12 protein-coding genes are annotated in these 11,855 nt (G+C 68.1%); 5 read left to right on the top strand and 7 right to left on the bottom strand.

The annotated features are described in order from the left end of the window. The first annotated feature begins 27 nt into the window (after positions 1–27). From AC07NF_RS24130 to AC07NF_RS24120, 3 genes are all read left to right on the top strand, one after another. Positions 28–1,563 carry a class I adenylate-forming enzyme family protein gene (locus AC07NF_RS24130; protein WP_494633248.1) on the top strand — a complete coding sequence of 512 codons (1,536 nt, stop codon included), beginning with the start codon at positions 28–30 and terminating at the stop codon, positions 1,561–1,563. A gap of 115 nt (positions 1,564–1,678) precedes the next feature. Further along, on the top strand, positions 1,679–2,662 hold the full coding sequence (locus AC07NF_RS24125; protein WP_494633247.1) for a DegT/DnrJ/EryC1/StrS family aminotransferase: 984 nt from the start codon (positions 1,679–1,681) through the stop codon (positions 2,660–2,662). Positions 2,663–2,718: 56 nt separating this feature from the next. Further along, a complete protein-coding gene (locus AC07NF_RS24120; protein ID WP_494633246.1) occupies positions 2,719–3,189 on the top strand; it encodes a DUF2199 domain-containing protein in 471 nt (156 codons plus the stop codon). Here the strand turns inward: AC07NF_RS24120 and corA are convergent. Continuing rightward, positions 3,186–4,154, bottom strand: a complete 969-nt coding sequence (gene corA, locus AC07NF_RS24115; protein ID WP_494633245.1) for a magnesium/cobalt transporter CorA — start codon at positions 4,152–4,154, stop codon at positions 3,186–3,188. The two genes, AC07NF_RS24120 and corA, sit on opposite strands and share 4 nt — an antisense overlap. A 4-nt stretch (positions 4,155–4,158) precedes the next feature. Next, complete coding sequence (locus AC07NF_RS24110; RefSeq protein ID WP_494633244.1) at positions 4,159–5,193, bottom strand: adenosine deaminase; 1,035 nt, start codon at positions 5,191–5,193, stop codon at positions 4,159–4,161. A 96-nt stretch (positions 5,194–5,289) separates the two neighbouring features. Between AC07NF_RS24110 and AC07NF_RS24105 the strand changes: the two genes are divergently transcribed. Next, the gene (locus AC07NF_RS24105) at positions 5,290–6,375 is read left to right on the top strand and encodes a phytanoyl-CoA dioxygenase family protein (RefSeq protein WP_494633243.1); all 1,086 of its coding nucleotides are present in this window, start codon (positions 5,290–5,292) and stop codon (positions 6,373–6,375) included. A 3-nt stretch (positions 6,376–6,378) separates the two neighbouring features. On the opposite strand, the gene AC07NF_RS24100 is transcribed toward AC07NF_RS24105, so the two are convergent. Beyond that, a complete protein-coding gene (locus tag AC07NF_RS24100) occupies positions 6,379–7,080 on the bottom strand; it encodes a winged helix-turn-helix transcriptional regulator (RefSeq protein WP_494633242.1) in 702 nt (233 codons plus the stop codon). A gap of 177 nt (positions 7,081–7,257) precedes the next feature. Between AC07NF_RS24100 and AC07NF_RS24095 the strand changes: the two genes are divergently transcribed. After that, entirely contained in the window at positions 7,258–8,403 is a 1,146-nt protein-coding gene (locus tag AC07NF_RS24095; RefSeq protein WP_494633241.1) for an acyl-CoA dehydrogenase family protein, read from the top strand. A gap of 61 nt (positions 8,404–8,464) precedes the next feature. On the opposite strand, the gene AC07NF_RS24090 is transcribed toward AC07NF_RS24095, so the two are convergent. The 4 genes from AC07NF_RS24090 to AC07NF_RS24075 all read right to left on the bottom strand — a co-directional run bounded on the left by AC07NF_RS24090 (position 8,465) and on the right by AC07NF_RS24075 (position 11,754). Continuing rightward, entirely contained in the window at positions 8,465–8,767 is a 303-nt protein-coding gene (locus AC07NF_RS24090) for a hypothetical protein (protein ID WP_492813477.1), read from the bottom strand. A 71-nt stretch (positions 8,768–8,838) separates the two neighbouring features. Further along, positions 8,839–9,735, bottom strand: coding sequence for a pirin family protein (locus tag AC07NF_RS24085; protein ID WP_494633240.1), 897 nt, complete (start codon positions 9,733–9,735; stop codon positions 8,839–8,841). Positions 9,736–9,830: 95 nt separating this feature from the next. Next, positions 9,831–11,105: an MFS transporter gene (locus AC07NF_RS24080; protein WP_494633239.1), complete on the bottom strand. Its 1,275-nt coding sequence runs from the start codon at positions 11,103–11,105 to the stop codon at positions 9,831–9,833. Between the two features lie 151 nt (positions 11,106–11,256). Then, entirely contained in the window at positions 11,257–11,754 is a 498-nt protein-coding gene (locus AC07NF_RS24075) for an Lrp/AsnC family transcriptional regulator (protein WP_047409974.1), read from the bottom strand. Between the last annotated feature and the right edge of the window lie 101 nt (positions 11,755–11,855).

The following is an 11,855-nucleotide window of genomic DNA, read 5'->3' as shown; positions in this document are numbered from 1 at the left end:
ATCAAAGGGGAAGGGAGGAGTAGTTGAATGACCACCATCGCCGCCATGATGTCCGCCGACTACGGCACGCTCGGCGACATCCTGCGCGTTCGCGCCCAGGAAGGCCCCAACCATCCGGCCGTGATCATGGAGACCGGCGAGGCGGTGACCTACGCCCAGTTCGACGCCCTGGTCGACCGCGCCGCCGCCGCCTTGCAGCGTGATGGCGTGAACCCCGGCGAGGCGATCGCCGTCTGCGCCCTGTCGTCGATCCCCTATGCGGCGCTGTTCCTGGGCGGTCTCCGCGCGGGCGTCGCGGTCGCCCCGATCGCGCCGTCGTCGACTCCCGACGCCATCGCCGGCATGGTCGCCGACTGCGGGGCCAAGCTGTTCTTCCTCGACGCCGGCGTGGCCGAGGCGCAGAAGCCCGCGCCGATCCCGGTCCGCCAGATCGACCTGGACCGCGACTTCGACGCCTGGCTGGCCCCGCTGGACGCCCAGCCCGCCCCGGTCACGATCGGCCCCGAGCACCCCTTCAACATCATCTATTCCAGCGGCACCACCGGCACGCCCAAGGGCATCGTCCAGTCGCACGGCATGCGCTGGAAGCACGTCTTCCGAGGCGACGCGGTCGGCTACGGCCCCACGGCGGTGAGCGTGCTGTCGACCCCGCTCTATTCCAACACCACCTTGGTCTGCTTCTTCCCGACCCTGGCCGGCGGCGGCACCGTCGTGCTGATGAAGAAGTTCGACGCCGGCAAGTACCTGGCGCTCGCCCAGCAGCACCGCATGACCCACACCATGCTGGTGCCGGTGCAGTACCGCCGCCTGATGGAGCGGCCCGACTTCGGCGACTACGACCTCTCCAGCACGCACCTGAAGTTCTGCACCAGCGCCCCGTTCGCGCCCGAGCTGAAGGCCCAGGTGCTGCGACGCTGGCCCGGCGGCCTGGTCGAGTATTTCGGCATGACCGAGGGCGGGGGCACTTGCATCCTCATCGCCCACGAGCATCCCGACAAGCTGCATACGGTCGGCCAGCCCGCGCCGGGCCACGACATCCGCCTGATCGACGAGGACGGCGTCCAGGTTGGTCCGGGCGTGGTCGGCGAGATCGTCGGTCGCTCGGCCGCGACCATGAACGGCTATCATGGCCGCCCGGACAAGACCGCCGAGGCGATCTGGACCTCGCCCGAGGGCTGGACCTTCATCCGCACGGGCGACGTGGGCCGCTTCGACGAGGACGGCTTCCTGACCCTGATGGATCGCAAGAAGGACATGATCATCAGCGGCGGCTTCAACATCTATCCGTCCGACCTGGAGGCGGTGCTGGTCCAGCACCCGGCCGTGGTCGAGGCGGCGGTAGTGGGGGTGCCTTCGGCCGAGTGGGGCGAGACCCCGGTGGCCTTCGTGGCGATTCGGGGCGCCACGGATTCGGAAGAAATCCGGGCCTTCGTGAACGGCCAGGTCGGCAAGACCCAGCGGCTGGCGGACGTCCGTGTCGTCGAAAGCCTGCCAAGAAGCCATATCGGCAAGGTTTTGAAGCGCGAACTGCGAGACTCATGGCAAGTTTCGCCTAGCGCATAGACTTTTTTGCCGCGACCGCGCGCCACATTAGGCCAAGCGGAATCGATGAATACGGTTGCTTAACCATATGGTGCGGCCATTGCGGTCGCCCGGTTCGTCGTGGATTGCGTCTGAAATGCTCCCGAAGCCCGTCGCCGCTCAGCTCAACGCCCTCCAGCAGAGGGCGTTTGTCCGCGCATCTGGCGCGCCGATCGATTTCGACGCGGTCGCCGCCGCCCTCGGCGTCGCGGGCCACAGCTCGGACCTCGATCAGCGCCTGGCCGCCCGCTTCGCTCGTCCCGTCGCGCTTCGTTCGTTCGCCGATCGTGTCGAGGCCACCACCGCCGCGCTGAAGGCGCTGGGCGTGCGGGAAGGCGGCGTCTGCGTCGTCTCGGCCCTGGCCGATCCCGAGACCCTGGCCGGCGTCGCTGCCGCGGGCCTGAAGGCCTGGCTGGTCGATGTCGATCCGTTCAGCGCCATGTTCGACACCAATCACCTGCGTGAGCGCCTGCCCGATGCGCCCGGTCCGCTGGAGGTCATTGTTCCCGCCGCCGCCCACGGCCGCGCCCCCGACATGCGCGCCTGGGCCGCCTTCCGCGCTGAGACCGGCCTGCCGATCCTGGTCGACGCCGCCGGCGCTTTCGACGTGGTGATCGAGGCGCCGGTTCCGGTTCTCGTGGGCCTCCCCGGTGGGGCGGGCGTCTTCGTCGCCTGCGAGGACGCCACGGTCATCAACGACATCGAGGCGCAAGCCTTTAGCGGCGACGACGGCCTGGCCGCCTGGCCGGGCCTGCGCCAGCGCCTGTGCGGCACGGCCCAGCAGCTGCGCGTCCTGCTGCTGGACAGCGGCGTCGGTTTCCAGCCGGGCTGGGGCATGAGCTGGATCTCGCAGACCTGCGCGCTGAGCCTGCCGACCGACGACGCCGGCGCCGTGGCCTGGAAGCTCCAGGCCGCCGGCATCCAGGCCAGCTGCTCGGTCCGCGATCGCTCGCTGGCCACCGATGACACCCCGATCGCCGACCACCTGGCGGCCTCGACCGTGGTCATCGCCCTGGATCCGAACCTCGACATCGAGGGCCTGGACCGCCTGTGCGACGCCCTGCGCGACGCGGTGGCCTAGAGCCGCGCCGCGACTTGGCCTAATCATCGGCGCGTCGTTTCACGCCGAAGGTTCCGATGGCCGAAGAGTTTCCCCTGACCCTCGATTGGGGTTTCGAGCTGCCGGACGAGGTGTTCGCGCTGTCCGAGGAAGAGCAGGCCGAGCAGGTCCGCTACAACGACGACCTGTGCGAGTGGGGCGATCGTTTCTTCATCCGCTGCATCCTGCCCACGCCGTTGAAGGATCAGGACGACTATTTCGGCTGGGGCGCCTGGGCCGAGGTCGAGGCCGAGGTCTTCGAGCGCTACCTCGAACTCTACGAAGAGGACGGCCGCGAAGAGCCGCCGCATCCGGCCAAGCTGGCCAATCGCCTGGCGCCCTATCCCGGCACGACGCTGGGCACCCGCGTCCTGATCCAGTTCCAGACCCCGGACGAGCGCCCGACCCTGGCCCTGCTCGAAAGCGACAAGAGCCGCCTGGCCCAGGAGCAACGCGACGGCATCGACGCCGCCCGGCACCGTGAAATTCTCGAAGTCTCCGGCGCCTAAAGCCAGCCGGCCTTCTTGAACCGCCGGTACAGCAGGCCGCAGATCACCACGATCCCGGCCAGCACGCCGTAGTATCCGTATTCCCACTTCAGCTCGGGCATGTGCTCGAAGTTCATGCCGTAGATGCCGGCCACCGCTGTCGGGACGGCCAGGATGGCGGCCCAGGCGGCCAGTTGGCGAGTGATCACGCCCTGGCGCTGCTGTTCCAGCAGGCTGCTGATTTCGAAGACCGAGGTCAGCACTTCGCGCAGGCCGTCGACCAGGATCTCGGTGCGCTGGATGTGGTCGCGCACGTCGCGGAAATAGGCCCGCACGTCGTTGTCGATGCAGGGCAGGTCGTGGTGCTCCAGCGCGCTAACCACCTGAGTCATCGGGCCCAGCAGCTTCTTGAACTTCATCAGCGCCCGGCGAAGATTGAAGATGCGAGCGATCTCGGCGCGAGTCAGGAAGGCGTCCAGCGTGCGGCGCTCGAACGTCTGCAGCTCTTCCTCGATGGCGTCGACGATCGGCATGTAGCCGTCGACGATGAAGTCCAGCACGGCGTGCAGCACATAGTCGACGCCCTTGGCCAGCAGGGCGGGCGTGGCCTCCAGCTGGGCGCGCAGCTCGGTGTGGGCCCGGGCCGAGCCGTGGCGGACGGTGATCAGGTGGCGGCGGCCGACAAAGAAGTCGGTCTCGCCATAGTCGATGTGGTCGTTGGCGAAGTGGGCGGTCTTGGCGACGACGAACAGGTGCTCGCCGTAGACGTCGACCTTGGGCGTCTGGCGGGCGTTCAGCGCGTCCTCGACCGCCAGCGGATGCAGGTGGAAGGTCTGCTGCAGAACGCGCAGCTCGGCCTCGCTGGGCTCGACGAGGCCGATCCAGACAAACTCGTCGCCTTGGGGCGTCAGGCTCGCGGGATCGTCCAGGCTGAGCGCGCGGACGACCTTGCCGTCGACATAGGCGTTGGCGGCGACGACGGTCACAGGACTAGTGGGCCGCCGCGTAGGCCTCGACCTGGGCCACCCGCTGGGCCTTTTCGGCCTCGCTCAGGAATGAGCCGGTGAAGCTGTTTTTGGCCAGGGTGACGATGTCCTCGCGCGTGAGACCGATCGCGCCGGCGGTGGCCAGGTAGTTCTCCAGCAGATAGCCGCCGAAATAGGCCGGGTCGTCGGAGTTCACCGTCGCCTTCAGGCCCAGGTTCAGCATGGTCTTCAGCGGGTGGACGTCCAGGCTGGGCACGCCGCACAGCTTCAGGTTCGACAGCGGGCAGACGGTCAGGGTCGTGCCGTCCTTCACGAGGCGCGCGGTCAGGGCCTCGTCCTCCAGGGCGCGATTACCGTGGTCGATGCGGTCGACCTTCACCAAGTCGATGGCTTCCCAGACATAGGCCGGCGGGCCTTCCTCGCCGGCGTGGGCCACGACCTTGAGGCCAAGGTCGCGCGAGGCCTGCATGACGCGAGCGAACTTGGCCGGCGGGTGGCCGACCTCGGAGCTGTCCAGGCCGACGCCGGCCAGGTCCGACAGCCAGGGCTTGGCCTGTTCCAGGGTCTCGAAGGCGCTCTCTTCCGACAGGTGGCGCAGGAAGCAGAGGATCAGTTTGGAGGTGACGCCCAGGGTCTCTTCGGCTTCCTTCATGCCGGCCAGCAGGCCCTTCATCACCACGTCGAAGGCGATCCCGCGATCGGTGTGGGTCTGCGGATCGAAGAAGATCTCGGCATGCGTGCCGCCGTCGGCCGCCAGGCGCTTGAAATAGGCCAGGGCCAGGTCCCTGAAGTCCGCCTCGGTGATCAGCACGCCCGCGCCCTGGTAATAGATGTCCAGGAAGTCCTGCAGGTTCGAGAAGGCGTAGGCCGCGCGGATCTCGTCGACCGAGGCGAAGGGCAGGGTGATCCCGTTGCGCTGGGCCAGCTCGAACATCAGCTCGGGTTCGAGGCTGCCCTCGATGTGCATGTGCAGTTCGGCCTTGGGCAGGCCCCTAACAAACTCGGCAAAGGCGAATTGGGCGAAGGCGGTGTCGGTCATGCGGTTTTATGCGCGCGAGGGCGGGCGCCGATCAACCGCGATCGCTGAAATCCTCTGGAAATGCCGTGTGGCGCCGGTTAAGCCGGCGGCATGTCGATGACCGTCTCTCAGAAACTGTTGCCCGGCGTGCCGCTGGTGGAATCGATGCTGTTCGCGGCCTCGCTGGACCAGATGGGCCTGTCCAACAGCGAGCGCGACGTCGCCATCCAGCTGAACGAGAAGGGCTTCGCGGTCTTCGACTTCCCGGACGAGGACCTGGCCGCGCGCATCGAGCGCATCAAGGCCGACCTGACCCCGCAATACGACTTCGACCGCTGGCGGGCCGAGGGCTGGGCGGCCAATGACGGCCTGCGGGTGCAGGACGCCTGGCGCACCCACGAAGACGTCCGCGCCATCGCCGCCAACGAGGCGGTGCTGGCGCTGCTGTCCAAGCTCTATGGCCGCCGCGCCTTTCCGTTCCAGACCTTGAACTTCCCGGTCGGGACGCAGCAGCACGTCCACTCGGACTCGATCCACTTCTCCAGCGTGCCCGAGCGCTTCATGTGCGGCGTGTGGCTGGCCCTGGAGGACATCCACGAGGACGCCGGCCCGCTCGTTTATTATCCGGGCTCGCACAAGTGGCCGATCCTCTACAACGACGCGATCGGCAAGGTGGCGGGCACGGAAGCCGCCGAGTTCGCCCAGCCGCCGTTCGAGGAAGCCTGGCGGGCGCTGATCGACGCCACCGGGACCAAGCCGGAATATTTCCGGCCGAAGAAGGGCCAGGCGCTGATCTGGGCGGCCAATCTGCTACACGGCGGCAGCCGCCAGAACGACCCGGCCCGCACCCGCTGGTCTCAGGTCACCCACTACTATTTCGACGACTGCGCCTACTACACGCCGGCGTTCTCGGACCCGCTGGCCGGCAATCTGGACCTGCGCGACATCGTCGATGTCACCACGGGCAAGCTGGCCCCGAACGTCTATATCGACCGCCCGATCGCCGAGGTCCCCAAGCGCGGCGCGACCGCGCCGGCTCCGGTCTCGGCGGACCGCTGGGCGAGCCTGTTCCCCGGCAAGGCGCCGAAGGACTTCGATCCGCAGCGCTATCTGGACCTGAATCCCGACGTCGCTGCTTCCGGCATCGACCCGCGCAAGCACTATGTGCGCCACGGGGCCAAGGAGCAGCGGCGCTACAAGTAGCCGTCAGGCGCCGACCATGCTGGCGGTCTTGGCGAAGGGGCTGAGACCCAGCCAGGCCTGCATGTCCGACGCCAGCACCTTGTCGCCGGTCAGCAGCATGCGCTCCTCGCCCAGCGCCTGGCGCACCGTGTCGTGGCCCATCCAGATGGCGGTCATGGTCCTAAGGTCGGTCGAGACATAGAGGTCGACGTCGAAGCCCGGATCGACCGAGCACAGATCGACCGGCGTCTCGGGCTCGACCAGCAGCCACCACGAGCGGTCGGCCGGCGCCTGCTCGGGATAGCGGAACTGGATCACGCTCTTGGGCCGCGACATCGGGCGGGGGTCCAGGTTGCGGCGCATGTCCCACATCAAGAGCGAGGCATCGAGCTGCTGCAGCGACAGGTCGGTGCTGACCCAGCGCTGGCCCCAGCGGCCGAAGGCGTCGATCAGGCTCTCCAGGTCCTTGCCCGCCTGGGTCAGGCGATATTCGAACACCTCCGGCTCGCCGGGCAGGGCGTCGCGGCGCACGATGCCGGAGGCCTCCAGATCCTTGAGGCGTTGCGACAGCAGGGCCGGCGACATGCGCGGCACGCCGCGTCGCAGCTCGTTAAACCGCGTCGAGCCGGCGACCATCTCGCGCAGCAGGACCACGGTCCAGCGCGTGCACAGGATCTCGGCCGCCATCGCGACCGGACAGAACTGCCTGTAGCTGCCTTGCGCCATTCCCTCTCCCCATCAATCCCTGGCGGCGTGTAGACTGCTGCTTGAGTAGGCCGCTAGTTCAGTTCCTGTACCGGGTCGGTTCAGTTGCTGAACTAGGCAGGTACAGCGTGTTCGCGACACAAGGTTTCGCATCACGCGGACCTCTGTTGCTCGTCCGCCCCAGACGGAAGTTACGACATGTTGCTCGCACCCGAAAACACTACCGCGCCGCCGGCCGCCGATTGGCTAGCCCGCGCTGACAAGATCGGCGCTGAGATCGCCCAGCGCGCGGCGGAACACGACGCCGAGGACAGCTTCGTCGTCGAGGCCTACGCCCTCTTGAAGGGCGAGGGGTTCTTCAAGGCGCTGGTCCCCGTCGAGTTCGGCGGCGGCGGGGCCACGGTCACGGAGATCGGCCAGGTCATCCGCCGGCTGGGCGCCGCGTGCGGCTCCACGGCCCTGGCCTTCGCCATGCATAGCCACCTCGTGGCCGTCGCCGCCTGGCGCTGGCGTCACCAGGGCGCGCCGACGGAGGGGCTGCTCAAGCGCCTCGTGGCCGAGGACCTGGTGCTGGTCTCCAGCGGCGGTTCGGACTGGCTGGCCAGCGGCGGGACGGCGGTCAAGGTCGAGGGCGGCTTCGCGATCACCGCCCGCAAGGCCTTCTCCAGCGGCTCTCCGGCCGGCGACTTGCTGATGACCAGCGCCGTCTATGACGACCCGGAGGCCGGGCCGACCGTGCTGCACTTCGGCGTGTCGCTGAAGGCGCCGGGCGTGGCGATCCGCGACACCTGGCGCGTGCTGGGTATGCGCGGCACCGGCTCGAACGACGTGGAGCTGACGCAGGTCTTCGTGCCCGACGCGGCGATCTCGGGCCGGCGGCCGGCGGGGCCGTGGCACATGCTGTTCCACATCATCAGCATGATCGCCTTCCCGCTGATCTACTCGGCCTATGCCGGCGTCGCCGATGGCGCGCGGACGCGAACCCTGGAGCTGGTGCGGAAGAGGACCCCCGACGTCCTGACCGCCAGCCTGGTGGGTGAGATGGAGAACAGCTACGCCGCGCTCGACCTGGCGATGGCGCGGATGATCGACCTGGCCGAGACCGGGACGCCTGGCGTCGAGAGCACCAGCCTGGCCATGACCTTGCGCACAATGGTCGGCCGCTCGGCCATCGAGACGGTGGAGCGGGCCATGGAGGCGGCAGGCGGACAGGCGTTCTATCGCCAAGCCGGCCTGGAGCGCGCGTTCCGCGACGTGCAGGGCGCGCGGTATCACCCGCTGCAGGAAAAGCCGCAGACCGTGCTAACCGGCCGGGTGGCGCTGGGCTGGGACATCGACGGCTAGAACGAAAAACGCCGGCCGCGCGTGAGCGGCCGGCGTTCTTGTCTGGAGACGCGCGCTAAGACTAGTGCGCGGCGTCCTTGGCCTTGTCGCCAGCCTTCTGGGCGGCGTCGCCGGCCTTTTCGGCGGCATCACCGGCAGCAGCAGCGGCGTCGCCCGCGGCTTCCTTGGCCGGCTGGGTCGTCGCCGTGGCGGCGGCGTCAGCGCTGGCATTGGCCGCGTCCGTCGCGGCGGCGGCCGCGTTCTGGGCGTCGGCGGCGGCGGCGCTGCTCTGGGTCGCCGCCTCCTGAGCCTTCTCGGCCTTGTTCTCGCAGGCCATCAGCGTCAGGCCCAGGGCGGCCACGGCCGCGATCGTCACGATACGCATGAGCATCTTCTCCCATATCCGGCCTTGGCGCCGGGTGAGGGAGATAATCCCAATGCGGAGGTTCGGTTGCCTCAGAGCGGTTGTGGCGGCGGCGCGGGCTTGGCTTCCGGCAGCGGGATGAACTCGTCGTGATCCAGGTCGGGCAGCTTCATGCGGCCGGCCTTCCAGTCGGCCTTGGCCTGCTCCAGGCGGTCCTTGGACGAGGAGACGAAGTTCCACTCCATGAAGCGCGGGCCGATGGGCTCGCCGCCCAGCAGCATGACGGTCGAGCGCTCCAGGGCCTTGAAGACCACGGTCTCGCCCGGGGCGAACACGGCCATCTGCAGGGCTGACAGTTCACGACCGTCGACCTCGACCCGGCCGTCGGCGACATAGGCCGCGCGCTCGGAATATTCGGCCGGCAGGGCCGCGGTCGTGCCCGGCTCCAGCTCCCAGTGGACATAGAACAGCGGCGAGAAGACCGGCACGCTGGCCTTGGCCCCGAACGCCTCGCCGGCGATCAGCCGCGCCTTCAGCCCGCCGCTCTCATAGGACGGCAGCTCGGCCGGGCCTTCGTGGTGGCTGAAGCCGGGGTCGGTCTCTTCATATTCCTTGGGCAGGGCGATCCAGGCCTGCATGCCGTCCATGCGGCCGCCCTGGCGACGCAGGGTTTCGAAGCGCTCGGAGTGGGTGATGCCGCTGCCGGCGGTCATCCAGTTGACCTCGCCCGGCTTGATCACGGCCAGCGAGCCGACGCTGTCGCGGTGGGTGATCTCGCCCTGGAACAGGTACGACAGGGTGGAGAGGCCGATGTGCGGGTGCGGGCGGACGTCGGCGCTCTTGGGAAAGCCCGGCGCGAACTCGGCCGGCCCCATGTGGTCCAGGAAGGTGAACGGGCCGACCATCCGCCGCGCGTGGAAGGGCAGCACGCGGCCGACCTCGAAGTTTCCGATGTCGTGGCGGCGGGCTTCGATGACGAGGTCGATCATGGGTCGGCTCCGGGAAGAGATGAGCGGAACTTAGCCGGGACCGACCCGCGTCGTCTTGTTCAAAGGCTACAATGCAAGGTTCGCGTTTTTGAACCCTACAGCGCGTCGGTGCGCTTCAGGGGCAGCAGCGCCAGCAGGCTGATCAGGCCGGCGGCGCCCAGATAGACGCCGACCAGCTTCAGGCCGCCGTGGCCAGCCAGGAACTGGGCGATGGCCGGGGTCATGCCGCCGCCGATCACGCCGCCGACATTGAAGGCTATCGACGAGCCGGTGTAGCGCACCCTTGCCGGGAACAGGCTGGGCAGCCAGGCCCCCAGCGGTCCGTAGACCAGGCCCATGACCACCAGGGCCAGTGATAGGAACGCGCCGATCACCCACAGCGAGCCCGAGCCCATCATGGGAGCCAGGGCCGCGCCGGCGACCAGGGTCAGGGCCGAGCCGGCCATCAGCACGCGGCGGGGGCTCGTCGCATCCGACCAGTAGCCGGCCCAGATGATGCCGGCGGCCATGAACAGGATCGCCACCAGAAGGACGCTCAGGAACACCTGGCGGCCATAGCCCAGGGTCGTGACGCCATAGCCCAGCGAGAAGGCGGTGGTCAGGTAGAAGAGGGCGAAGCAGGCGACGACGGCGAAGGTGCCGCCGATGACTTCGCGCGGATGGGTGCGGAACAGCTCGGCGACCGGCACGTGGGCGGGCGGCGCTTCGTGCGCTGCGGCTTCGAAGGCGGGCGTCTCGGTCAGCTTCAGGCGGATCCACAGGCCGACCCCGACCAGCAGGATGCTGCCCAGGAACGGCAGGCGCCAGCCCCAGGCCTGGAACTGCTCGGGCGTCAGCACCGCGCCCAGCAGCAGGAACAGGCCATTGGCGGCGATGAAACCGACTGGCGCGCCCAGCTGCGGGAACATGCCAAAGCGCGCGCGCCAGCCAGGCGGGGCGTTCTCGACCGCCAGCAGCGCCGCGCCGCCCCACTCGCCGCCCAGGCCAAAGCCTTGGCCAAAGCGCAGCAGGCACAGCATGAACGGCGCGATCCAGCCGGCCTGGTGATAGGTCGGCAGGAAGGCGACCAGCAGGGTCGAGCCGCCCATGATGATCAGCGACGCCACCAGGGTCGATTTGCGGCCGATGCGATCGCCGAAGTGACCGAACACGATCGAGCCCAGCGGACGGGCGATGAAGGCGACGCTGAGGCTGGCGTACGAGGCCAGCAGCTGCACCGACGGCGAGGAAGCCGGGAAGAACAGCGGCCCGAACACCAGCGAGGCGGCGGTCGCATAGATATAGAAGTCGTAGAACTCGACCGCCGTGCCGATCAGGCTGGCGGCCAGCACGCGTCGCGTCGACGCACTACCAGTGCTCGATGTGGCCATGACGGCCTCCCCTCGATGTCGGAAATCCTAAACCCGCTCATCCCCGCGAAAGCGGGGACCTAAGCCGAGTTGGACGATGATGCGCTGTCCTGCCAAGCCTTGAAAGTCAGCTTGGATCCCCGCTTTCGCGGGGATGCTCGGTGTGTGGTCTTTAGCCCAGCGGGCTCACGTACGGGCTGATTAGGCCCAGCGGCACGGCCGTCGAGTTCTTGACGCCGCGGATCACGATGCGGCTCTCGATGTTTGACACCAGGCCCAGCGACAGCAGCTTGTCGCGCAGGAATTCGTCGAAGGCGCGCATGTCGCGGGTGACGATGCGCATCTCGTAGTCGGCGGCGCCGGTCACGGTGGCGCACTGCACGACCTCGGCCCACTTGCCGACCGCCTGTTCGAACGTGTCCAGATTTTCCTTGGTCGGAAGGGACAGCTTCACGGTGCAGTAGACTTCGAAGCCCAGGCCCAGCTTTTCGCGGTCCAGGATCGTGACGCGACGCTGGATGACGCCGGCGTCTTCCAGGCGTTTGATCCGGCGCCAGCACGGGCTGGACGAGAGGCCGACTCGTTCGGCGATCTCCGCGACGGACAGTCCGGCGTCGTGTTGGATGAGATCCAGGATCTTGGCATCCACGGCGTCGAGTTGTTCGGACAAGAAATTCCTCCCCCCAGCGGGCGTTGACGCTCACTTCTTGCGCAAAACGACCGCGAGTCGGGCACGCCTTGGGCAAACAATTTCCGCGCTTCTATAAGATA

The sequence above is a fragment of the Caulobacter sp. GW821-FHT10A06 genome (genome assembly GCF_059415805.1).
Note: the sequence above shows the minus strand (reverse complement) of the source record. Positions and strands in the feature narration are given on the sequence as shown.

What these genes read in the sequence shown, in the direction of transcription:
- AC07NF_RS24130 (WP_494633248.1), top strand. Translation starts at nt 28, where the DNA reads ATGACCACCATCGCCGCCATGATGTCCGCCGACTACGGCACGCTCGGC.
- AC07NF_RS24125 (WP_494633247.1), top strand. Translation starts at nt 1,679, where the DNA reads ATGCTCCCGAAGCCCGTCGCCGCTCAGCTCAACGCCCTCCAGCAGAGG.
- AC07NF_RS24120 (WP_494633246.1), top strand. Translation starts at nt 2,719, where the DNA reads ATGGCCGAAGAGTTTCCCCTGACCCTCGATTGGGGTTTCGAGCTGCCG.
- AC07NF_RS24110 (WP_494633244.1), bottom strand. Translation starts at nt 5,193, where the DNA reads ATGACCGACACCGCCTTCGCCCAATTCGCCTTTGCCGAGTTTGTTAGG.
- AC07NF_RS24105 (WP_494633243.1), top strand. Translation starts at nt 5,290, where the DNA reads ATGACCGTCTCTCAGAAACTGTTGCCCGGCGTGCCGCTGGTGGAATCG.
- AC07NF_RS24100 (WP_494633242.1), bottom strand. Translation starts at nt 7,080, where the DNA reads ATGGCGCAAGGCAGCTACAGGCAGTTCTGTCCGGTCGCGATGGCGGCC.
- AC07NF_RS24095 (WP_494633241.1), top strand. Translation starts at nt 7,258, where the DNA reads ATGTTGCTCGCACCCGAAAACACTACCGCGCCGCCGGCCGCCGATTGG.
- AC07NF_RS24090 (WP_492813477.1), bottom strand. Translation starts at nt 8,767, where the DNA reads ATGCGTATCGTGACGATCGCGGCCGTGGCCGCCCTGGGCCTGACGCTG.
- AC07NF_RS24085 (WP_494633240.1), bottom strand. Translation starts at nt 9,735, where the DNA reads ATGATCGACCTCGTCATCGAAGCCCGCCGCCACGACATCGGAAACTTC.
- AC07NF_RS24080 (WP_494633239.1), bottom strand. Translation starts at nt 11,105, where the DNA reads ATGGCCACATCGAGCACTGGTAGTGCGTCGACGCGACGCGTGCTGGCC.